20 protein-coding genes are annotated in these 22,350 nt (G+C 53.5%); 5 read left to right on the top strand and 15 right to left on the bottom strand.

The annotated features are described in order from the left end of the window. Positions 1–95: 95 nt before the first annotated feature. The 4 genes from SK62_RS21050 to SK62_RS21065 all read left to right on the top strand — a co-directional run bounded on the left by SK62_RS21050 (position 96) and on the right by SK62_RS21065 (position 3,683). Positions 96–1,271 carry an MFS transporter gene (locus tag SK62_RS21050; RefSeq protein WP_015570137.1) on the top strand — a complete coding sequence of 392 codons (1,176 nt, stop codon included), beginning with the start codon at positions 96–98 and terminating at the stop codon, positions 1,269–1,271. Continuing rightward, on the top strand, positions 1,240–2,211 hold the full coding sequence (gene yidZ, locus SK62_RS21055; RefSeq protein WP_017383702.1) for an HTH-type transcriptional regulator YidZ: 972 nt from the start codon (positions 1,240–1,242) through the stop codon (positions 2,209–2,211). Before SK62_RS21050 ends, yidZ begins: the two co-directional genes overlap by 32 nt. Positions 2,212–2,333: 122 nt before the next feature. Further along, positions 2,334–3,080 carry a 4'-phosphopantetheinyl transferase family protein gene (locus SK62_RS21060; RefSeq protein WP_032103312.1) on the top strand — a complete coding sequence of 249 codons (747 nt, stop codon included), beginning with the start codon at positions 2,334–2,336 and terminating at the stop codon, positions 3,078–3,080. Between the two features lie 36 nt (positions 3,081–3,116). Continuing rightward, the gene (locus SK62_RS21065) at positions 3,117–3,683 is read left to right on the top strand and encodes an NADPH-dependent FMN reductase (RefSeq protein WP_003861147.1); all 567 of its coding nucleotides are present in this window, start codon (positions 3,117–3,119) and stop codon (positions 3,681–3,683) included. Positions 3,684–3,771: 88 nt separating this feature from the next. Here the strand turns inward: SK62_RS21065 and adeP are convergent, their stop codons facing one another. After that, entirely contained in the window at positions 3,772–5,109 is a 1,338-nt protein-coding gene (adeP, locus tag SK62_RS21070) for an adenine permease AdeP (RefSeq protein ID WP_137984248.1), read from the bottom strand. A 165-nt stretch (positions 5,110–5,274) separates the two neighbouring features. Between adeP and yieH the strand changes: the two genes are divergently transcribed. After that, the gene (gene yieH / locus SK62_RS21075) at positions 5,275–5,940 is read left to right on the top strand and encodes a 6-phosphogluconate phosphatase (RefSeq protein WP_045339492.1); all 666 of its coding nucleotides are present in this window, start codon (positions 5,275–5,277) and stop codon (positions 5,938–5,940) included. 44 nt (positions 5,941–5,984) lie between these two features. Here the strand turns inward: yieH and phoU are convergent, their stop codons facing one another. The 14 genes from phoU to atpG all read right to left on the bottom strand — a co-directional run bounded on the left by phoU (position 5,985) and on the right by atpG (position 22,305). Next, positions 5,985–6,710, bottom strand: coding sequence for a phosphate signaling complex protein PhoU (gene phoU, locus SK62_RS21080; RefSeq protein WP_047718299.1), 726 nt, complete (start codon positions 6,708–6,710; stop codon positions 5,985–5,987). 26 nt (positions 6,711–6,736) lie between these two features. Beyond that, positions 6,737–7,510, bottom strand: coding sequence for a phosphate ABC transporter ATP-binding protein PstB (gene pstB, locus SK62_RS21085; protein ID WP_003861154.1), 774 nt, complete (start codon positions 7,508–7,510; stop codon positions 6,737–6,739). A gap of 47 nt (positions 7,511–7,557) precedes the next feature. After that, on the bottom strand, positions 7,558–8,448 hold the full coding sequence (gene pstA, locus SK62_RS21090) for a phosphate ABC transporter permease PstA (RefSeq protein WP_047718297.1): 891 nt from the start codon (positions 8,446–8,448) through the stop codon (positions 7,558–7,560). Beyond that, on the bottom strand, positions 8,448–9,407 hold the full coding sequence (gene pstC / locus SK62_RS21095; RefSeq protein ID WP_015570141.1) for a phosphate ABC transporter permease PstC: 960 nt from the start codon (positions 9,405–9,407) through the stop codon (positions 8,448–8,450). The genes pstA and pstC overlap by 1 nt, the downstream gene beginning before the upstream one ends. A 128-nt stretch (positions 9,408–9,535) precedes the next feature. Beyond that, complete coding sequence (pstS, locus tag SK62_RS21100; protein ID WP_017383706.1) at positions 9,536–10,576, bottom strand: phosphate ABC transporter substrate-binding protein PstS; 1,041 nt, start codon at positions 10,574–10,576, stop codon at positions 9,536–9,538. A gap of 246 nt (positions 10,577–10,822) precedes the next feature. Then, complete coding sequence (locus SK62_RS21105) at positions 10,823–11,875, bottom strand: fimbrial protein (protein WP_047050610.1); 1,053 nt, start codon at positions 11,873–11,875, stop codon at positions 10,823–10,825. A 9-nt stretch (positions 11,876–11,884) separates the two neighbouring features. After that, entirely contained in the window at positions 11,885–14,350 is a 2,466-nt protein-coding gene (locus SK62_RS21110; protein WP_047050608.1) for a fimbria/pilus outer membrane usher protein, read from the bottom strand. Positions 14,351–14,388: 38 nt separating this feature from the next. Next, positions 14,389–15,072: a fimbrial chaperone gene (locus SK62_RS21115; RefSeq protein ID WP_047718295.1), complete on the bottom strand. Its 684-nt coding sequence runs from the start codon at positions 15,070–15,072 to the stop codon at positions 14,389–14,391. Positions 15,073–15,167: 95 nt separating this feature from the next. Then, a complete protein-coding gene (locus SK62_RS21120; RefSeq protein WP_047718294.1) occupies positions 15,168–15,692 on the bottom strand; it encodes a fimbrial protein in 525 nt (174 codons plus the stop codon). Positions 15,693–16,023: 331 nt separating this feature from the next. Continuing rightward, on the bottom strand, positions 16,024–17,853 hold the full coding sequence (gene glmS, locus SK62_RS21125) for a glutamine--fructose-6-phosphate transaminase (isomerizing) (protein ID WP_047050604.1): 1,830 nt from the start codon (positions 17,851–17,853) through the stop codon (positions 16,024–16,026). A 225-nt stretch (positions 17,854–18,078) separates the two neighbouring features. Beyond that, positions 18,079–19,449, bottom strand: coding sequence for a bifunctional UDP-N-acetylglucosamine diphosphorylase/glucosamine-1-phosphate N-acetyltransferase GlmU (glmU, locus tag SK62_RS21130; protein ID WP_047718292.1), 1,371 nt, complete (start codon positions 19,447–19,449; stop codon positions 18,079–18,081). A 138-nt stretch (positions 19,450–19,587) separates the two neighbouring features. After that, entirely contained in the window at positions 19,588–20,007 is a 420-nt protein-coding gene (locus SK62_RS21135) for a F0F1 ATP synthase subunit epsilon (protein WP_003862360.1), read from the bottom strand. 20 nt (positions 20,008–20,027) lie between these two features. Beyond that, complete coding sequence (gene atpD, locus SK62_RS21140) at positions 20,028–21,410, bottom strand: F0F1 ATP synthase subunit beta (RefSeq protein WP_015570150.1); 1,383 nt, start codon at positions 21,408–21,410, stop codon at positions 20,028–20,030. Positions 21,411–21,441: 31 nt separating this feature from the next. Further along, positions 21,442–22,305: a F0F1 ATP synthase subunit gamma gene (gene atpG, locus SK62_RS21145; RefSeq protein ID WP_003862364.1), complete on the bottom strand. Its 864-nt coding sequence runs from the start codon at positions 22,303–22,305 to the stop codon at positions 21,442–21,444. Positions 22,306–22,350: the final 45 nt, after the last annotated feature.

A 22,350-nucleotide genomic window follows, 5' to 3' on the forward strand; every position in this document is an offset into this window, starting at 1 on the left:
GTGATTTCCTCCAGGGAAATCACCATTGTCCAAATGGCAACTCGCTTAATCCCTCCACGCCCCCTATCCTGCTTGCCTGCATCTATGGGGGATTTATGGCTCGTTTTCTGTTCTGTAGTTTTGCGCTGGTTCTGCTGTATCCGTCCGGCATTGATATGTATCTGGTGGGGCTACCGCATATTGCCCGCGATCTGGGCGCCAGCGAGGCGCAGCTGCACATCGCGTTTTCGGCCTACCTCGCGGGAATGGCGTCGTCGATGGTATTTGCCGGGAAAATCGCGGATAAAGCAGGCCGTCAGCCCGTCGCCATTACGGGTGCAGTTATCTTTGCGCTGGCATCAGTACTGTCTTCAGTAGCTCAGGAAAGCACAATGTTCCTGTCAGGCCGTTTTATCCAGGGCATTGGCGCGGGTGGCTGTTACGTGGTGGCGTTTGCTATTCTTCGCGATACCTTAAGCGCCCAGCGCCGCGCTAAAGTGCTGTCGATGCTGAACGGCATTACCTGCATCATCCCGGTGCTGGCACCGGTTGTAGGCTACCTGATTATGCTTAAATTTCCGTGGCAGAGTCTTTTCTGGACCATGGCCGCAATGGGCGCCATCGTCTTTATCCTGTCCGTGACGGTGCTGAAAGAGACCCATCCCGGTTCGCAACAGCCATATCACACCGCAACCCTCCATCCGGCTGAAAAGCTGATGAATCGCTTTTTCCTGAGTCGGCTGACAATCACCACGCTTAGCGTGGCGGTGATCCTCACCTATGTAAACGTTTCCCCGGTGTTGCTGATGGAGACGATGGGCTTCGATCGCGGTGAGTATTCGACGGTGATGGCGCTAACCGCGATGGTGAGCATGGCGGTTTCATTCTCCACGCCCTTTGCGCTCAACATCTTCCGCCAGCGCACGCTGATGCTCACATCACAGACGCTGTTCCTCGCCGCAGGCGTGATCCTGGCGACCGCCACCTCACACGCTGTAATGCTGGTGGGCATTACTCTGATCTGCGCCGGATTCTCCGTCGGCTTTGGTGTGGCGATGAGTCAGGCGCTTGGCCCGTTTTCGCTGCGGGCTGGCGTGGCAAGCTCGGTGCTGGGCATTGCGCAGGTCTGCGGTTCGTCACTGTGGATTTGGCTGGCGGCGGTGATCGGCCTTAACGCGCTGAATATGCTGATCGGGGTTCTGATTGGCTGTAGCATACTCTGCATTACCTTACTTATGGTCATCCAGCCCGCGGCGCACTATGAAGAAGCCCATCAGCAGTCTCGATCTTAATCTTTTACTTTGCCTGCAACTTTTGTTGCAGGAGCGCAGCGTCACCAAAGCCGCGAAGCGGATGAACGTGACGCCGTCCGCGGTGAGTAAATCGCTGGCGAAGCTGCGCGACTGGTTCGACGATCCGCTGTTTGTGAAAACGCCTTTAGGGCTATTGCCCACACCGCTGACGGTGAGTCTGGAACAGGATTTGGCCGACTGGATGCAGATTGGCAACCAGATCCTCGATAAATTCCACCATAGCTCTCCTGGCGGGCTTAAGTTTGTGCTCGCCGCCGAAACACCGCTGATGCTGATCCGCTTTAATACCCTGCTGGAGCAGGTGAATGAACGCTACCCACAGGCGACGGTGAAGCTGCGCCAATGGGATTACGATTCGCTGGACGCCATTACGCGCGGAGAAGTGGATCTGGGCTTCACCGGGCGTGAAACGCACCCTCGCTCGCGCGAACTGCTAAAGCTGATGCCGTGGTTTATCGACTACGAAATCCTGTTCAGTGACCGTCCGTGCGTGTATTTGCGCGAGGATCATCCCGCGCTCCAGGAAGCATGGGATCTGGAGACGTTTCTGCGCTACCCGCATATCAGCATCTTCTGGGAACGCAGCGACACCTGGGCGCTCGATGAGGTGCTAAGAGAGATGGGTCGGGAGCGTAACATCGCCATGAGTTTGCCCGGTTTTGAACAGTCGATGTTTATGGCGGCCCAGCCGGATCACAACTACATTGCCACTGCGCCGCACTACTGCCATCACTACAATCAACTCCACCAGCGTAATCTGGTCTGTCTGCCCATTCCCATCGATGAGGCGCAGGCAGAAAAGCTCACCGTCCCCTTCACGCTGATCTGGCATAAACGGAACAGCCATAATCCGAAAATCCTCTGGCTGCGCGAGACGATCAAAGCGCTGTATACCGCACCAGGTCAGGTTTTTGCCTAAGATAATGTAAAGTTCGGTGCTCAGGCTTCTCTTATTTCCATTTACTGATTAAAACAGAAGCTGAGTTAAGCGATAATCATGTAACCGTTTAACCGACTACGACCATTATCAAGGAGCGAAAAATGGCTACGCACTTTGCACGAGGAACATTAACGGAAGGGCATCTCGTATCGGCCAGACTTTCTTCAGCCTGTCACAATGAGGCGCTCAAACTACCTGAACACCGCAGGACGCGGTTTTTAGCTTCCCGAGCGCTCCTCGCAGAACTGCTTTTTATGCTCTACGGCACCAGCGAATTACCGGACATACTCACCCAGCCAGAAGGTCGCCCGGTTTTTGCGGACCCGGCACTCCCCCATTTTTCCATTGCGTACACCGGCAACATTGTTGGCGTCGCGCTGACGACGGAAGGTGATTGCGGCCTGGATATGGAGCTACAACGCGTCACGCGCAGCTTCCATGGTGCTAACGCGCTCGATGAATACCCGCTCTCCAGTAATGAAAAGCTGTGGATACGTAACCAGAACGACCCCGTTGAAGCCAGAGCGCAGCTCATCACCCTTCGCCAGAGCATCCGCAAACTGAGCGGCGCGGCGTCAGACGACGCCAGCCTGTTGCAGCTGCTCCCCGGCTCCGGACGCCTGCGCGCGACAAAAGCCTCGCTGGTAGAGGCACTCTGCGACGCTGAGGACGTACTGATCTGGTCCGTTGCGGTGACCCCCGCCATCGAACGGCTGAAAATCTGGGAGTTTGACAGCACTCGCGGTTGGCGTAGTCTTCCGGATGTACCTGAGCGCGCCAACGAGCCCGCCGCGCGCCTGATGCGATTAACCAGTTTACCGGCAGAAAAAGCATACACCCATAGCTGATCCGTCCAGGATCATCATGATGAAACAGGAGTAATCATGTCTGATACGTTGAAAGTTGTTACGTTACTGGGAAGCCTGCGCAAAGGTTCTTTTAACGGGATGGTTGCCCGTACGCTGCCGCAGCTGGCGCCTGCGGGAATGGAGATCAGTGCCCTGCCGTCCATTGGCGACATCCCGCTTTATGATGCTGACGTTCAGCAGGAAGAAGGGTTCCCGCAGAGTGTGGAAGCGATAGCCGAGCAAATCCGTCAGGCTGACGGCGTGGTGATTGTGACGCCTGAGTATAACTACTCGGTGCCGGGTGGTTTGAAGAACGCCATTGACTGGCTGTCCCGTTTACCGGAGCAGCCGCTGTCTGGTAAACCTGTGCTGATCCAGACCAGCTCAATGGGCGCCATCGGCGGCGCGCGCTGCCAGTATCACCTGCGTCAGATCCTGGTGTTCCTGGATGCGATGGTGATGAACAAGCCGGAATTTATGGGCGGCGTGATTCAGAACAAGGTCGACCCGCAGACGGGTGAAGTGGTGGATCAGAGTACGCGTGACCATCTCTCTGGCCAGCTGACCGCGTTTGGGGATTATATTAAGCGGGTGAAGGCCTGATAAAAAAGCCCGGTGGCGCTAGCGCTTACCGGGCCTACACTCGTCAGTAGGTCAGGTAAGCGAAGCGCCACCTGACACCACCAGCATCTTAGTGTGCATCAATAAACACAATCTTCAGCACAAACAGCAGCGCCACAATAATCACGCACGGGCTAAGTTCGCGGAAGCGGCCGGTACCGATCTTCATCACGCAGTAAGAGATAAAGCCCAGCGCGATACCTTCGGTGATCGAGAAGCTGAACGGCATCATCACCGCGGTAATAAATGCCGGAACAGCTTCCGTCAGATCTTCCCACTTCACGCGCGCCAGGCTTGAGGTCATCAGCACGCCGACGTAGATCAGCGCGCCGGCTGCCGCGTATGGTGGCACCATCCCCGCCAGCGGAGAGAGGAAGATCACCAGCAGGAATAGCAGACCCACAACTACCGCCGTCAGGCCGGTACGACCACCCACGGACACACCGGAAGAGGATTCAATGTAAGCGGTAACAGACGAGGTACCGATGAAAGAGCCAGCAACGGAAGAGATGCTATCCACATACAGCGCCTGCTTCATGCGCGGGAATTTGCCTTTTTCATCTGCCAGACCCGCTTTGTCGGTCACGCCAATCAGCGTACCGGAGGAGTCAAACAGGTTGACCAGCATGAAGGAGAAAATCACCCCGGCCAGTCCCAGGTTCAGCGAGCCCGCCAGATCAACGTGGCCAATCACGGTAGAGACGCTCGGTGGCGCAGAGACGATACCGCTGTAATGCACGTCACCCAGCATCCAGCCCAGCAGCGTGGTCACAATGATAGAGACCAGCACCGCAGCATGGATGTTGCGCGATGCCAGGATCGCGATGATAAAGAAGCCCAGCACGCCCAGCAGCACGCTGTGAGAGGTCAGGTTACCAATGCTCACCAGCGTTTCCGGGTTCGCCACGATAACGCCAGCGTTTTTCAGCCCCATCATGCCGATGAACAGACCGATACCGCTGGTGATGCCCACGCGCAGGCTCACGGGAATGTTCGCAATCATCCAGTAGCGCACGCGGAAGATGGTCAGCAGCAGCAGGCCGACCGCGCCCCAGAAAATAGCGCCCATCCCAACCTGCCACGGCAGGCCCATCGCCTGAACCACCACGAACGCAAAGAACGCATTCAGACCCATTGCCGGGGCCAGCGCCACGGGCAGATTAGCGAAAACGCCCATCAGGATGCTGCCAAGGGCCGCGATCAGACAGGTGGTTACAAAGACGGCGCTGGTGTCCATGCCAGCCACGCCCAGAATTTGCGGGTTAACGAAAACGATATAGACCATCGTCAGGAAGGTAGTAAAACCGGCGATCACTTCGGTGCGTGCCGTTGTGCCGTGCTCGCGCAGTTTGAACACGCGCTCAAGCAGCCCCTGACCAGACGTCTGGGTAGTGTGTTGTTGACTCATCATCAATTTCCGAACAAGGAGGGAAAATTCGTCGCTATCCTATACCAAAATGCGACAATAGTGGCGGTTACGGGATACTTTTTTCATTGATTTTGCTTATACGGCAACGATTGCGTCCCGGTGAACTGCCGTACGAAAACGTTAAACTTGTTAAAAGGGAAAGGCATGTCCGAAATTGAAGCGGTATTTTTCGACTGTGACGGTACGCTGGTCGACAGTGAGGTCATTTGTTCCCGCGCGTATGTCGCCATGTTCCAGGAATTTGGTATTACGCTCGATCTCGAAGAGGTGTTTAAACGCTTTAAGGGCGTGAAGCTGTACGAGATCATCGACATCATTAACGAAGAGCACGGGGTGGATCTGGTGAAAGCGGATCTGGAACCGGTGTACCGCGCCGAGGTCGCACGCCTCTTCGACGCCGAGCTGGAAGTTATCGCCGGCGCTAACGCGCTGCTGGATGCGATGACGGTGCCAATCTGCGTGGTCTCTAACGGACCGGTCAGCAAAATGCAGCACTCGCTCGGCAAGCTGGAGATGTTGCACCACTTCCCGGAAAAACTGTTCAGCGGCTACGATATCCAGCGCTGGAAGCCCGATCCGGCGCTGATGTTCCACGCGGCGAAGGCGATGAACGTCAACGTGGAGAACTGCATTCTGGTGGATGACTCATCTGCCGGCGCGCAGTCAGGGATTGATGCGGGGATGGAGGTATTTTACTTCTGCGCCGATCCGCACAACAAGCCGATCGACCATCCAAAAGTGACAACCTTTACCGATCTGGCGCAACTGCCAGCGTTGTGGAAGGCGCGCGGGTGGGATATTACGCGTTGAATTAACGTAGGGCGGGTAAGCGTTAGCGCCACCCGCCACACATATCACTCTTTCGGATCTTTACCCGCCAGCAGCTTGTCCAGCTCGTCGCCGCCCACGTGTCGGAAATCCTGCCCCTTCACGAAATAGAAAATGTATTCGCAAATGTTCTGGCAACGGTCACCGATACGCTCGATGGAGCGCGCACAGAACAGCGCGGTCAGTACGCTTGGAATGGTACGAGAATCTTCCATCATGTAGGTCATCAGCTGACGCACAATGCCTTCGTATTGCTGGTCAACTTTCTTGTCTTCACGGTAGATACGGACCGCTTCGTCCAGATCCATGCGCGCGAAAGCGTCCAGCACGTCGTGCAGCATCTGCACGGTGTGGCGCCCGAGAGACTCCAGGCTCACCAGCAGCGGCTGGTGCTGCTGGGAGAATTTCTCCAGCGCGGTACGGCAGATTTTATCCGCCACGTCACCGATACGCTCCAGCTCGGCGATGGTTTTGATGATCGCCATCACCAGACGCAGGTCGCTCGCCGTCGGCTGACGCTTCGCAATGATGCGCACGCAGGCTTCGTCGATGGCGACTTCCATCATATTGACGTTGTGGTCGCCTTCAATAACGCGCTTAGCCAGCTCGCTGTCCTGGTTGTGCATCGCCGTGATCGCGTCAGAAAGCTGCTGCTCGACCATGCCGCCCATGGTCATCACCTGGGTGCGAATGCTTTCCAGTTCTGCGTTAAACTGGCCGGAAATGTGTTTATTAAGATTGAGGTTGTCCATGGTTTCTCCACATGCACTAAGGCAAATCAACCGTAGCGGCCAGTAATATAATCTTCGGTTTGTTTCTTCGCCGGACGAGTGAACAGCGCGTCCGTATCGCTGAACTCAATCAACTCGCCCAGGTACATAAACGCCGTGTGGTCAGAACAACGTGCAGCCTGCTGCATGTTGTGGGTCACGATCACCACGGTGTAATCCTGCTTCAGCTCGGTGATCAGCTCTTCGATACGCCCGGTTGAGATCGGGTCCAGGGCTGAGCACGGCTCATCCAGCAGCAAGACTTCCGGGCGAATGGCGATACCGCGCGCAATGCACAGACGCTGCTGCTGACCACCGGAGAGAGAGTACCCACTCTGGTGAAGTTTATCTTTGGTTTCGTTCCATAATGCGGCCTTGGTCAATGCCCACTGCACGCGCTCGTCCATATCCGCACGGGAGAGCTTCTCAAACAGACGCACACCAAAGGCGATGTTGTCATAGATCGACATCGGGAACGGCGTGGGTTTCTGGAATACCATCCCCACTTTCGCACGCAGCAGGGCGATATCCTGGGTATTGGTCAGGATGTTGTCACCGTCCAGCAGAATTTCACCTTCTGCGCGCTGCTCCGGATAGAGCGAATACATTTTGTTAAAGGTGCGCAGCAGCGTGGATTTGCCACAGCCGGACGGACCGATGAATGCCGTTACCTGGTTCTTTGCGATATCCAGGTTGATATTCTTCAGGGCATGGAATTTGCCGTAGTAGAAGTTCAAATCACGAACCTGAATCTTACCCGGGGCAGTATCAACCATACTCATTGACTCATTTCCTCATTCGGCGCCGCGATGTGCCGCGCCGTAAAAATTTAACCGTGTTTCTTCTTCGCGAAAATGACGCGCGCCAGAATGTTCAGCAACAGTACGCAAAGGGTGATGATCAGCACCCCGGCCCAGGCCAGCTGCTGCCATTCCGCGAATGGGCTCATCGCAAATTTAAAGATCGTCACCGGCAGGTTGGCGATCGGCTGCATCATGTCCGTGCTCCAGAACTGATTGGAGAGGGCGGTAAACAGCAGCGGTGCGGTTTCACCGGCGATACGGGCGATAGCCAGCAGGATACCGGTCATGATCCCCGAGACGGACGCTTTCAGGGTGATAGCCGAAATCATCTTCCATTTAGGCGTACCCAGCGCGTAAGCCGCTTCACGCAGGCTGTCCGGCACCAGTTTCAGCATGTTTTCAGTGGTACGAATAACGATAGGCACCTGCAACAGCGCCAGCGCAATCACACCCGCCCAGCCGGAGAAGTGTTCCATTTGCGCCACCACGATGGTGTAAACAAACAGACCCACGACAATCGACGGGGCAGAAAGCAGAATGTCGTTAATGAAGCGGATGACTTCAGCGATCCAGGACTTGCGGCCATATTCCGCCAGATAGATACCCGCCATGATGCCCAACGGCGTACCGGAAACGGTCGCCCACAGGATCAACAGGCCGCTGCCCGCCAGAGCGTTTGCCAGACCACCACCCGCCGTGTTCGGCGGCGGCGTCATCTCGGTGAACAGCGCCAGGGACATTCCATCAATACCCCGGGTGATGGTGGACATCAGGATCCAGATCAGCCAGAACAGGCCGAACGCCATCGTTGCCATGGAAAGCGTCAACGCAATGCGGTTTTTAATCCGGCGCTTTGACTGCATTTTGCGACGGGATTCCGCAAGCTGAGCGGTGTTTTGCATGTCGAGAGTCGCCATTAGCGTGCCCCCTCGTTTTTAGCCAGACGCATAATCATCAGCTTGGAGATAGCCAGCACAATAAAGGTGATAACAAACAGGATCAGACCCAGTTCCATCAGCGCGGCGACGTGCAGCCCGGATTCCGCTTCGGCAAATTCGTTCGCCAGCGCAGAGGTAATACTGTTCCCCGGCATATAAAGCGAGGCGCTGTCGAGCTGGTAGGTGTTGCCGATGATAAAGGTGACCGCCATGGTTTCACCAAGCGCGCGACCTAAGCCCAGCATAATGCCGCCAATCACCCCATTTTTGGTGAACGGAAGGACGATGCGCCAGATAACTTCCCAGGTGGTGCAGCCGATGCCGTAGGCGGACTCTTTCATCATCACCGGGGTTTGTTCGAAGACATCGCGCATGACCGCCGCAATGTACGGAATAATCATGATGGCGAGGATCACACCTGCCGCCAGAATGCCGATACCGAATGCCGGGCCGGAGAACAGCGCCCCCACAAACGGAATGGCTGAGAGAACGTTACCGACCGGCTCCTGGAAGTACGTCGCAAACAGCGGCGCGAAGATAAACAGGCCCCACATGCCGTAAACGATACTTGGGATGGCCGCCAGCAGTTCAATGGCGATACCCAGCGGACGTCGCAGCCAGCCTGGCGCCAGTTCCGTCAGGAACAGGGCAATACCAAAGCTTACCGGAACCGCAATCAGCAGGGCGATAAAAGAGGTCACCAGCGTGCCGTAAATCGGCACCAGCGCACCGTAAATATCGTTCGGCGCATCCCACTCTTTGGTCCACAGGAAGGCGAAACCAAATTTTTGAATGCTCGGCCAGGAGGAGAAAATCAGGGACACGATAATGCCGCCCAGCAGCAATAGCACAATCAGCGCAGCCAGTTTCACCAGCGCGCTGAAAATCATGTCACCTTTTTTACCCGGAGGGTTAAATGCAGGCTTGGTTGCAGCCATAAATTACTCTTCTTTTTGAGACGTTTTTACGAATATGCCCGGTGGCGCTGACGCTTACCGGGCCTACAGAGTAAACCGTAGGGCGGGTAAGCGCAGCGCCACCCGCCATCTTCGTTAAATATATCCTGTTAGTACAGCGCTTTACCGCTGCTGTCTTTCACGTTGGTTTTCCATGCAGCACGGATCTGCTCAACCACGCTGTCTGGCAGGCTGGCGTAATCCAGATCGTTAGCCTGTTTGCCGCCATTTTTATATGCCCAGTCGAAGAACTTCAGCACTTCAGCACCCTGCTCAGGTTTCTTCTGCTCTTTGTGGACCAGAATGAAGGTGGTAGACGTGATAGGCCATGCATCGTCGCCTTTCTGGTTGGTCAGGTCCTGCGCGAAGGATTTGCTCCAGTCAGCGCCTTTCGCGGCGTTGGCGAAGTTCTCTTCGGTCGGGCTAACCGGTTTGCCGTCGGCAGAAACCAGTTTGGTGTAAGCCAGGTTGTTCTGCTTAGCGTAAGCGTATTCTACGTAGCCGATAGAGCCAGGCAGACGCTGTACGAAGGCTGCGATACCGTCGTTGCCTTTACCGCCCAGACCGGTTGGCCAGTTAACGGTAGAGCCGGAACCGACTTTAGATTTCCACTCTTCGTTCACTTTCGCCAGGTAGCTGGTGAACACGAAAGAGGTACCAGAGCCGTCAGCACGACGAACCACCGCGATATTCTGCGAAGGCAGCTTAACGCCCGGGTTCAGCTTAGTGATGGCTTCGTCATCCCATTTTTTGATTTTGCCCAGGTAGATGTCACCCAGGGTTTTGCCGTCCAGCACCAGCTCGCCTGATTTCAGGCCAGGGATGTTAACAGCCAGCACAACGCCGCCGATCACGGTCGGGAACTGGAACAGGCCTTCCTGATTCAGTTTCTCATCAGACAGCGGAGCGTCGGATGCGCCGAAATCAACGGTATTCGCGGTAATTTGTTTTACGCCACCGGAGGAGCCGATACCCTGATAGTTGACCTTGTTGCCGGTCTCTTTCTGGTAGGTATCCGCCCATTTGGCATACACCGGCGCAGGGAAGGTTGCACCAGCGCCAGTCAGGCTTGCTGCTGCAAAGGCAGAGAAAGCGCTCATTGATAAGGTCGCGGCGACAACAGTTGCGACAGTGGTACGCATAACTTTCATAATGTCTCCTGCAAGGATTTCGTAAATCATTGTTTAAGTGGCTACGATGAGCAAAATAGGACAAACAGGTGACAGATAAATGTACGAAATATGACAGTTTTATGACAAAGCCAGTGACAGATGTAACCACTCGAAAAATATAGCCATTAATTAACGACATGGTCATATTTTTGTCATCTTTTTTGTAATGAAACAGTTTTAGCGTAGCTGATATGACAACGGCTGTCATAAACAGCCGTTGTCATTTTAATGTGCGATTTCAATCGTCAGAGTTGCCGTTGCATTGAACTGGCCTGGTTTGGGTCTCGCTCCCGTCGCGCTGGCAGGCGCGCTTGAAAATGTCAGCGATCCCAGCGTATCCCCCATGATGTCGGGAATTTTAGTCGTTTCTGCTTCAAGGGTGCCGCCATTCGTATTCACTTCCCGATTGTATTTGTCGTAGACCTTAATTCCTACGTCTTCGTTGTCCGTCGCAATCATCGAATTATCAGAAGCCACGGCTGAGGCATGCAGAGTTGCGCCGAGCTTGTCGTAGAACATCATATTGGTGCATTTGATGTTCACGGTACGCGTGATTTTGCGATCGGTCAGCGCTTTCCCTTTCGTCGACGAAAACTCTGACGCCAGGATTTTATTGAAATCAAAAACAATGGCCTGCCCCTCGTCAATCTCACAGGATTGAGGAACCGTCACTGTTCCCTGAACAATCACATCAGAAATAATCTCATTCGAGACGGTACGCGGATCGATCGTGGCATAGATATTCGCCACCACCGTCGCCGGGATCGTCATCACCCCGGTGAAGGCTTTTTTAACGTACAAATAGATCTGCCCCGAGCCGCCGCTATAAAACGTGGTGGCGGAACTTACGCCGTTGTGACATTGATAGGGAGTACCGGTTTTATTAGGCAGATGATCAAAGGGCACGGCCGTATAACCGACACCGAGTATGTAAACAAGCAGGCCGATATCAACGTTATCATTCAGGTTAAAATAGGCGACATTGTTCCTGCTTCCCGCAGGCACCAGCGCCGGATTAACGACGCTGGTGATATAGGTATGATCGTAACTCTGATTCGGCCCGGTCAGACAGTAGCAGGTACCTTTAAACGAGGTATTGTTGTTATTCACATTAATAAGCGTTGACGTTCCGGCTATATTGTCCGTAATGGAAAACTGCTCTGTAAAATTCAGGTAGTTATGATATTTGCCATTGTCTGGCGCGCAGTAACCGGTTGGGGCCGCATGCGCATAAAAGACGCAGGTCAGTAAGGCTAAAAGCCCGTATTGCAGTTTCATTTTAATCCTTTATCGACACGTGACGGGCATCTGCACCAGGCCAGCGTCAGGCTGTTGTTGAAGCGTGTATTCCGCCCGACAGGTTGCGCCGTCGTTGAGCGTCAACGTAAATTGTCCCTTTTCCGGCATGCCTGAGAGATAGAGTTCGCCCTCTTCTCCGACAATGCCCGTAACGCTTCCGGTATCCAGCGTTGCCGATCCCGTTGCCCCAAAAGGCGCAGGTTTGCCATTGCTGAGATGAACATTGAACAGAATGCGGTAGCCGATATGCGTAACGAATTCCGCTTTTACTACCGCGCCACGCGTAGGAACCAGATTCTGGACGCTTTTTTCCAGTTCAACATTGCCAGAGGCAAAGTCGCTGTCGCCAATTGCGATACGATTTTCATCATAGGGTGACAGCTGCGTTTTTACGGTGTAGCCGCGCCAGTCCGTTGCGATGCCGCTGCTGTTTTCCACCGCCAGGCCCACCGCCCCGGGAGCTTTCACCAGCGCGACGGTTTCACCCATTTCCTGTGAGAAGGTGACACCTTCTGAATGCAGTAAAATGCCGCCGCTGACGCCGTAATTGAGACTTCGGGCTTCGTTGCTCCAGGCATAGTTACCTTTCATGGAGCCATAAGTAGCGTCCCAGGCCAGTCCCGCATTCCCCCCCGTACTGCCGCCACTTTCATCAACGGATTGCTGTATGTTCCAGTTCAGGTTGTTGTTCTGAAGCAGTCTTCCGTTCAGGCCTACCTGATGGGAGACGCTGTTTTTATTGTTGCCAGTAACGTTATAGTTGGCATAGGTGTTCGGTAACCACTGGGAAAGCGGAAGCGAGAGTGTCAGCATGAAAACATGTTCGTTTTCGCCACCCTCTTCCCAGTCACCATCGTGATGATTCGCAGTATCGGTATAGTTCCATGACGCATTCCACGTCATCTGTTTCCAGCTGTTGCTGTAACCAATCTGGATCAGCCGTTCAACGTTATCCGTTCGCCAGTACTGTTCCCGACTCAGCGTCAGATAAATATTTCCATACCCCTGTGCAAAAGGTTGTGTCCACGTTCCCTCCAGACGGCTTCTGCGGTTACCCGTTTGCCAGAACGTCTCGCTATCGCTCCTGCGGGAAGCCCACTCATCCAGGGTGTAGAATCCTTCCGTTGAATAGCGATAGCCTACTATTCGCAGGCTGGTATTACTTACATCGAACGTTTTGGAATAGAGAAAACGCCAGGATTGCCCCTGCTCCGTGTCATCGACAAAACGAGACGCCGCATGGGTGACATCCATTGATATTGCCCCGATCTCGCCGAGATCCTGACCAATACCAGCCGCTATGGCAGTGTAATTCTCAGCTAACTGTGTGCCGCCATAGAGCGTCATTCCCCCTTGCATGCCACGTAAAAGTTGAGCCTGCAATAAGTCAGGTGAATAGCGATCGCTGTTGTTCAGTTCGCCAATGCTGATATCAAAGTCCGTCTGGCCTTCACGCCGCAATATCGCCAGGGAAGCATAAGGCTGGGTAAAATGCTGCTCACTACCGTCTTCTTCTTTGATCGTGACGTCGAGATCGCCCCCACTGCTGGTGGTGTTGAGATCGGTCAGGGCGAACGGCCCCTGAGGAACAGCAGACTGATAGATAATGTAGCCATTCTGACGAATGGTGACGACGGCATTACTTTTAGCAATGCCCCGGACGACGGGTGCGAAGCCATTCAGACTATCCGGCAGCATGTCATTATCGGTATACAGGCGCACGCCGCGCACCTGGCTGCTATCGAACAGATCATTTGCCGTCCAGGTATCCCCTATCATTATCTGGCTACGCAGGCTGGCAATATCACGTTGTAAATAAGTACTCGCAGAATGATAACTGCCGTTGCTGTTGACTGCGTTGAAGGTGCTGTAGTTGCGAAGTCGCCAGCTGCCAAGGTTAATACCGCTACGCATGTTCAGATAATACAGATCGTCACTGTCATAGTCTGATTTCAACGTCTGGGTGGTCGAAAAATCATAATTCACCATCAAGGCATTAATACCCTGATCCCAACGTGAAGGCGGAATGGCGTCACGCGCTGAAGAATCCATATAAATCTGCGGGATAGAGACTCGTAACGCGAGCTTTTCGTCATCCAGAACCCATGTAGCACCCGTAAGCGGTGGAACGGGCTCGCAGCGGCTGGCGTTAACCGTAGCCAGCGCTTTTATGGCATCCACTTTTATGCCAAACGTAGCCAGCGTATTTTTTAAGTCGCGGAAACAGGGCTGGAGTGCGCTCTCGTTATTTGTTCTAAAAAAATGGATTTCACGGCGCTCAAAAAAGCGCTCGTTGATATAAATATCAACCTGATAATCCCCTTCAGGGAGATTATCGGGCCGGCTAAACTGACTGATATCAACGTCGACCGGATGTCCAATTTCTAACAACCGTGCGTTAAAGGTTTCACCAGCAGCGTGCCCGCTGACCCACAGCGATGCCAGGGATAACATAAAATAGATGCGCTTCAACGTTAACCATCTCGCCTGAGTCAAAGGGGTTGCTTGATGACGTCGCTTATCGAGCCATAATCATTAATGCTATGCCAGGTGAGCGTCTTACTCGCGACACCAGCGGGTAAGGGAATGTTGAGCGTCTCAAAGGGCTTAATCATCGCCAAATCCAGCGGTTTGCCGTCTACAGCAACATCGATAACGTTGATATGAATAGTCGTAGGATTATTCACCATCAGGGTATTGCCTTGTTTGCGCCAGATAACTTTCAGGCTGGCGGTTTCAGGCTTTTCAGTAATGCTGGCTGGCCGCCAGAATAACTTCATGCGCGTTTTAATCGCGATTTCCAGCTTGCTGGACTGTTTATCCGGCGTGGGAGGAATATTCTTTACGTTCAGCCAAAAGACGGATTCCCGATCGGTGGGTAAATCGCCTTTTGTTTTAATAATGCGCAATACGCGCTCCTGTTTTGGCTCCAGCCTTGAAACAGGAGGAATAACGGTAAACGGTGGTTTCGTTTTGTCTGTGGACAAAAAAGGATCAACCCATGCCTGAATCAGATAGGGTAAGGAAGCATCATTATTTATTACAGAAATAGTAGTGTCTGTTTTATTGCTGGGAAAAATAACCCGCGTGCCACCAATAATAATTCCACCCCAGGAGGGAGAGGCACACACGACTAAAAAAAGAATAATAAAAATGTCGATAAAACGCCTGCGCATATCATATCCTGTGACAGGCCTGCGAGGTTTCGCTGTCCATTAGACGTAAAGAAACCTGCCTTGCCAGGCCTGATTATATTTCGGAAAGCTAGAAATTAATTACTGTAAGTGATAGTAAATTCAGAATCCGCATTTGCCACACCTGACGTTACGGTTGCAGAAGTAGCAATATAGCGAGCCATGAACGGCAGTGTCGCCTTGCCATCAGCGCCGATATCTACACTGGCTGACTGGTTATAGAGTTTCAGCAAGCTGTTGTCAGCACGGTTGTAGATGGCCACGGCAACCCCTGTTGCTCCACCAGCGTTCAGTTTAAGGTAACCGTCTCCATCTTCTGTACCATCGAAGCGAGCGGTGGCTTTTTTATATGTATCAGGGCACTTTTCAAGATCGATCTGGAAAGCCTGTACGGAAGCCGTCGAGCCTACACCAGAAAAGGTGGATTTATTGACTTTACCAAGGTCAACGGTTTGATTTCGTGTTAGCGTAGAAACCTCACAGGCGCTGTCAATAATTTCGCCTGTGAAGTGCACAGTACCATTGCCGTTCCCCGCGTGCGCCTGCAAACCTAAAAGCAAAGATGAGCAAACTAATGCGCTTTTAAAAAGTTTTCCATTCATTATGACACTATCCTGAAGTTATAAATAATCATGTTTCATTATTAAAACTGATATTGCCGAACTATTCCGGCCAGGAAATAGTAAACTGATAAATGAAAATAACAAGGAGAAAAAATATTTTATTAATTATCACTGATGGAATAAAAGAATAAATACAAGCGTAACTGTCACTTAATATAAATTTATATCACATGAAAAGACGGCACACTGTAATTAGTTTTTATTTAATAAGAAGAGGGAAAGATTGTTTTTCAGAAAATATTTATGTTTTAAACTAAAAATAACCCCGCAATCATAAATTAACGGGGTTATTCCTCAGTGATATATAATATTATTCTACGGTAACGGACTTCGCCAGATTGCGCGGCTGGTCAACGTCGGTGCCTTTGATCAGCGCGACGTGATAAGCCAGCAGTTGCAGCGGTACGGTGTAGAAGATCGGCGCAATCACCTCTTCCACATGCGGCATCTCGATGATGTGCATGTTGTCGCTGCTGGCGAAACCGGCATCTTTATCCGCAAAGACGTACAGAACACCACCACGGGCGCGCACTTCTTCGATGTTAGATTTCAGTTTTTCCAGCAGTTCGTTGTTCGGTGCCACCACGATAACCGGCATATCCGCGTCGATCAGCGCCAGCGGGCCATGTTTCAGTTCACCTGCCGCGTAAGCTTCAGCATGAATGTAAGAGATCTCTTTCAGTTTCAGCGCGCCTTCCAGCGCAATCGGATACTGATCGCCACGCCCCAGGAACAGGGAGTGATGTTTGTCAGAGAAGTCTTCAGCCAGCGCCTCAATGCGTTTGTCCTGAGACAGCATCTGCTCGATACGGCTCGGCAGGGCCTGAAGGCCATGCACGATGTCGTGTTCAACGGAGGCATCCAGACCTTTCAGACGCGCCAGTTTCGCCACCAGCATCAGCAGAACGGTCAACTGAGTGGTGAACGCCTTGGTGGAAGCCACGCCAATTTCAGTACCGGCTTTGGTCATCAGCGCCAGATCGGATTCACGTACCAGCGAAGAGCCCGGCACGTTACAGATGGCCAGCGAGCCCAGGTAACCCAACTCTTTAGACAGACGCAGCGCCGCCAGGGTATCAGCCGTTTCTCCAGACTGAGAAAGGGTGATCATCAGGCTGTTACGACGCACCGCAGATTTGCGATAGCGGAACTCAGACGCGATTTCCACATCACACGGCACGCCCGCCAGGGATTCAAACCAGTAGCGCGAGACCATACCGGAGTTATAAGAGGTACCGCAGGCCACGATCTGAATGTGCTCGACTTTGCTCAGCAGTTCGTTGGCATTGGCGCCCAGCTCGCTCAGATCCACTTCACCATGGCTGATGCGACCGGTCAGGGTGTTTTTAATGGCGTTTGGCTGTTCGTAGATCTCTTTCTGCATGTAGTGACGGTAAGCGCCTTTGTCGCCCGCGTCGTATTGCAGGTTTGATTCGATCTCCTGACGCTTAACCTGCTCGCCTTTGGTGTCGAATACGGTGACGCTGCGACGTGTCACCTCGGCAATGTCTCCCTCTTCCAGGAAGATAAAGCGACGGGTAACCGGCAGCAGCGCCAGCTGGTCGGAAGCAATAAAGTTTTCACCCATGCCCAGACCAATCACCATCGGGCTACCGGAACGCGCGGCCAGCAGCGTGGACGGGTCGCGGGAATCCATGATCACCGTACCGTAAGCACCACGCAGCTGAGGAATAGCGCGCAGCACCGCATCACGCAGTGTACCGCCCTGTGCCAGCTCCCAGTGCACCAGGTGAGCAATCACTTCGGTGTCGGTTTCAGAGACGAAGGTATAGCCGCGCGCTTTCAGTTCTTCACGCAGCGGTTCGTGGTTTTCGATAATGCCGTTATGCACCACCACGATGTGTTCAGACACATGCGGGTGTGCGTTGCCTTCAGATGGCTCACCGTGCGTCGCCCAGCGGGTATGCGCAATACCGGTGCCACCGTGCAGCGGATGTTCTTCCGCAGCCTGGGCCAGCATCTGCACTTTACCGAGACGGCGCAGACGGGTCATATGACCTTCTGCATCAACGACAGCCAGACCGGCAGAGTCGTAACCACGGTATTCCAGACGACGTAAACCTTCGAGAAGGATTTCAGCAATATCACGCTGCGCAACTGCGCCAACAATTCCACACATAGTTAGATTTCCTGATTATGGCGTTATGCCATGCGTTGTCGCTGACCTGTATTTGCCCTTTCCGGGCGCCCCGAGCCTTGTAGAGAGTGGGGTTATTTTTATGGGTACTGCTTGTGGGGGGAGATATATATTTATCTCCTCACCCGGGTTTGCCTGATGACGGCTACGCCTTATCAGGCCTACTCAATCGTAGGGCGGGTAAGCATAGCGCCACCCGCCTTGTTGTTACTTCTGCTTCACCGGGCGTTTCCAGCCCTGCTTGCTGACCTGCGGCACACGGCTTAACACCAGCTCGTTCTCGGCCACATCGCGCGTAACGGTTGTTCCGGCGGCAATGGTCACGCCTTTGCCCACGGTGACAGGCGCCACCAGCTGGGTATCGGAGCCTACAAACACGTCATCACCGATGATGGTTTTAAACTTATTGGCGCCGTCATAGTTACAGGTAATCGTCCCTGCACCGATGTTTACGTTGTCGCCAATTTCCGCATCGCCCAGATAGGTCAAATGACCGGCTTTGGAGCCCTTACCCAGACGCGCTTTTTTCATTTCCACGAAGTTACCTACGTGAGCGCCTTCCAGCAGCTCAGCGCCCGGGCGCAGACGCGCAAACGGGCCAATGGTACATGCCGCCTCGAGATGGGCATCTTCCACCACGCTGTACGGGCTGATTTCACAGTCGTCACCGATCACGCTGTTTTTAATCACACAGCCGGTGCCGATTTTGACGCGGTTGCCCAGCGTGACGTTACCTTCCAGGATAACGTTAGTATCTATTTCAACGTCACGTCCGTGGGTCAGCGTGCCACGCAGATCGAAACGCGCCGGATCGCGCAGCATAACGCCCGCGAGCAACAGCTTTTCGGCCTGCTCGGACTGATAAATACGCTCAAGACGGGAAAGCTGGAGGCGATTGTTCACGCCGTCCGTTTCGCTGATGCGCGCCGGATGAACGGCGGCAATTTCACGCCCTTCGTGGTACGCCATCGCAATAATATCGGTGATGTAGTACTCGCCCTGCGCGTTGTTGTTATTAAGCTTAGACAGCCAGCGCTTCATATCCGCACCGTTCGCAATCAGGATGCCGGTGTTGATCTCCTGAATCTGGCGCTGTTCGTCAGTGGCATCTTTATGCTCAACAATCCCGGTCACGTTGCCGTTTTCACGCGTGATGCGGCCATAGCCGGTTGGATCGTCCAGCACGACGGTCAACAAACCGATGCCGCCCTGCGGTTTGGCTTCACGCAGGCGAGTGAGGGTTTCAACGGAGATCAGCGGGACGTCGCCGTAGAGCATCAGGATATCTTCATCATCAGCGAAGAAGGGAGCAGCCTGCTGCATTGCATGACCTGTACCCAGCTGTTCTGCCTGTAGCACCCAGTTGAGATTGTCGTCACGCAGCGTTTTTTTCAGCAGATCGCCGCCATGTCCATAAACCAGATGCACCTGGCTGGCGCCTAATTCATTAGCTGCATCAATAACATGCTGCACCATTGGCTTTCCTGCCAGCGTGTGGAGCACTTTAGGCAGATCGGAATACATGCGGGTACCTTTGCCTGCGGCAAGGATCACCACGCTCATCGCACTGTTTAACATACGCATCCTGACGGTAGTTTGTGTGAGAAGTAAAAACGTTTGATGCTTAAAACTCTACATCTTTTTCATCATGAATTAAGGCCGAAAAAAAAAGCCAGCCTGGGATCCAGACTGGCTTTTGTGCTTTTCAAGCCGGTGTTACATCGCTTTTTTGGTCAACTCGATAACGCGCAGTTTCGCGATCGCTTTGGCCAGCTCCGCAGACGCCTGAGCGTAATCCACGTCACCATGAGAGCTGTTAATGTGCTCTTCAGCCTTACGCTTCGATTCCAGGGCTCGCGCTTCGTCGAGATCCTGGCCACGAATAGCGGTATCGGCCAGAACGGTCACACTGCCTGGCTGCACTTCAAGAATGCCGCCGGACAGATAGATAAACTCTTCATGACCGAACTGTTTAACGATGCGGATCATACCAGGCTTAATGGCGGTGAGCAGCGGTGCGTGACCCGGGAAAATACCCAGTTCACCTTCACTACCCGTTACCTGGATTTTCTCGACCAGACCAGAGAACATTTGTTGCTCTGCGCTGACGACGTCCAGGTGGTAAGTCATTGCCATATCACCCTCCGATTAAGGCGTTAAAGTTTTTTGGCTTTTTCCACGGCTTCTTCGATGGAACCAACCATGTAGAACGCCTGCTCTGGCAGGTGATCGTATTCGCCTTCCATGATGCCTTTAAAGCCACGGATGGTGTCTTTCAGGGAAACGTATTTACCCGGAGCACCGGTGAATACTTCCGCAACGAAGAACGGCTGGGACAGGAAGCGCTGGATCTTACGCGCACGTGCTACCACCAGTTTGTCTTCTTCAGACAGTTCATCCATACCCAGGATGGCGATGATGTCTTTCAGTTCCTGATAACGTTGCAGCAGGGACTGTACGCCACGCGCGGTGTCGTAGTGCTCCTGGCCAACAACCAGTGGATCCAGCTGACGGCTGGTGGAGTCCAGCGGGTCAACGGCCGGGTAGATACCCAGAGACGCGATCTGACGGCTCAGTACCACGGTTGCATCTAAGTGAGCAAAGGTGGTGGCTGGGGATGGGTCAGTCAAGTCATCCGCAGGTACGTATACCGCCTGAACGGAGGTGATAGAACCGGTTTTGGTAGAGGTGATACGTTCCTGAAGAACACCCATCTCTTCCGCAAGCGTAGGCTGATAACCTACCGCTGAAGGCATACGACCCAGCAGTGCAGATACTTCAGTACCGGCCAGGGTGTAACGGTAGATGTTATCAACGAACAGCAGAACGTCACGACCTTCGTCACGGAACTTCTCAGCCATGGTCAGGCCGGTCAGCGCAACGCGCAGACGGTTTCCTGGTGGCTCGTTCATCTGGCCGTAAACCAGGGATACTTTATCCAGAACGTTGGAGTCGGTCATTTCGTGGTAGAAGTCGTTACCCTCACGAGTACGTTCACCCACGCCCGCAAACACGGAGTAACCGGAGTGCTCGATCGCGATGTTACGGATCAGCTCCATCATGTTTACGGTTTTACCTACACCCGCACCACCGAACAGACCGACTTTACCGCCCTTCGCGAACGGACACATCAGGTCGATAACTTTGATGCCGGTTTCCAGCAGTTCCTGAGAGCTGGACAGCTCTTCGTAGGAAGGTGCCGCGCGGTGGATAGCCCAACGCTCTTCTTCACCGATGTCGCCTTTCATGTCGATTGGCTGACCCAATACGTTCATGATACGACCCAGTGTTGCTTTACCTACCGGGACTTCGATCGGGTGCTCAAGGTCTTTTACTTCCAGACCACGACGCAGACCGTCGGAAGAACCCATGGCGATGGTACGCACGATACCGCCGCCGAGCTGCTGCTGAACTTCCAGCACCAGGCTCTCGTTACCATTCTGTACCTCAAGCGCGTCGTACACGCGTGGTACGGCGTCCTGAGGGAACTCGACGTCCACCACGGCGCCGATTACCTGGACAATCTTTCCAGTAGCCATCTTGAATCCTCTACGTAATTCGTAAACCTGGTTAAACCGCGGCGGCCCCCGAGACGATCTCGGTGAGTTCCTGAGTAATGCTGGCCTGACGAGCTTTGTTGTAAACCAACTGCAGCTCTTTAATCAGGCTGCCGCCATTATCGGTCGCGGCTTTCATCGCCACCATTCGTGCGGCCTGCTCGCTGGCCAGGTTTTCTACAACGCCCTGATAAACCTGAGATTCAACGTAACGACGCAGCAGGGTATCCAGCAGCGGTTTCGGATCGGGTTCATACAGGTAATCCCAGGCTTTCTGTTTCAGCTCGTCATCTTCTGATGCCGGTAACGGCAGCATCTGAGTGAGCGTAGGCACCTGAGACATGGTGTTAATAAATTTGTTGCTGACAACGTACAGTCTGTCCAGACGGCCTTCATCGTAGGCCTGCAACATCACTTTAACCGGGCCGATCAGTTCGGACAGGGACGGGTTATCACCCATACCGGTCACCTGAGCGACAATGTTGCCGCCAACGGAGTTAAAGAAAGAGACGCCTTTAGAGCCAATCAGTGCCAGATCGCACTGAACGCCTTTATCGGACCAGCCTTTCATATCCGCCAGCAGTTTTTTGAACAGGTTAATGTTCAAGCCGCCACACAGACCACGGTCAGTCGACACCACCAGGTAGCCCACGCGCTTAACGTCGCGTTCTTCCAGGTAAGGGTGCTTATATTCCAGATTACCGTTCGCAAGGTGACCAATCACTTTGCGCATGGTCTCTGCATAAGGACGGCTGGCCGCCATGCGATCCTGCGATTTACGCATTTTGGAAGCGGCGACCATCTCCATCGCTTTAGTGATCTTTTGCGTGTTCTGGACGCTTGCGATCTTACTACGTATCTCTTTTGCGCCGGCCATGAGCTTCTCCTCAATGCCAGACGGCTTGTCCTGAGACAAGCCGCC

Origin of the sequence: Enterobacter sp. BIDMC109 (assembly GCF_001037885.1) — a bacterium.
Lineage (GTDB): Bacteria > Pseudomonadota > Gammaproteobacteria > Enterobacterales > Enterobacteriaceae > Enterobacter > Enterobacter hormaechei_C.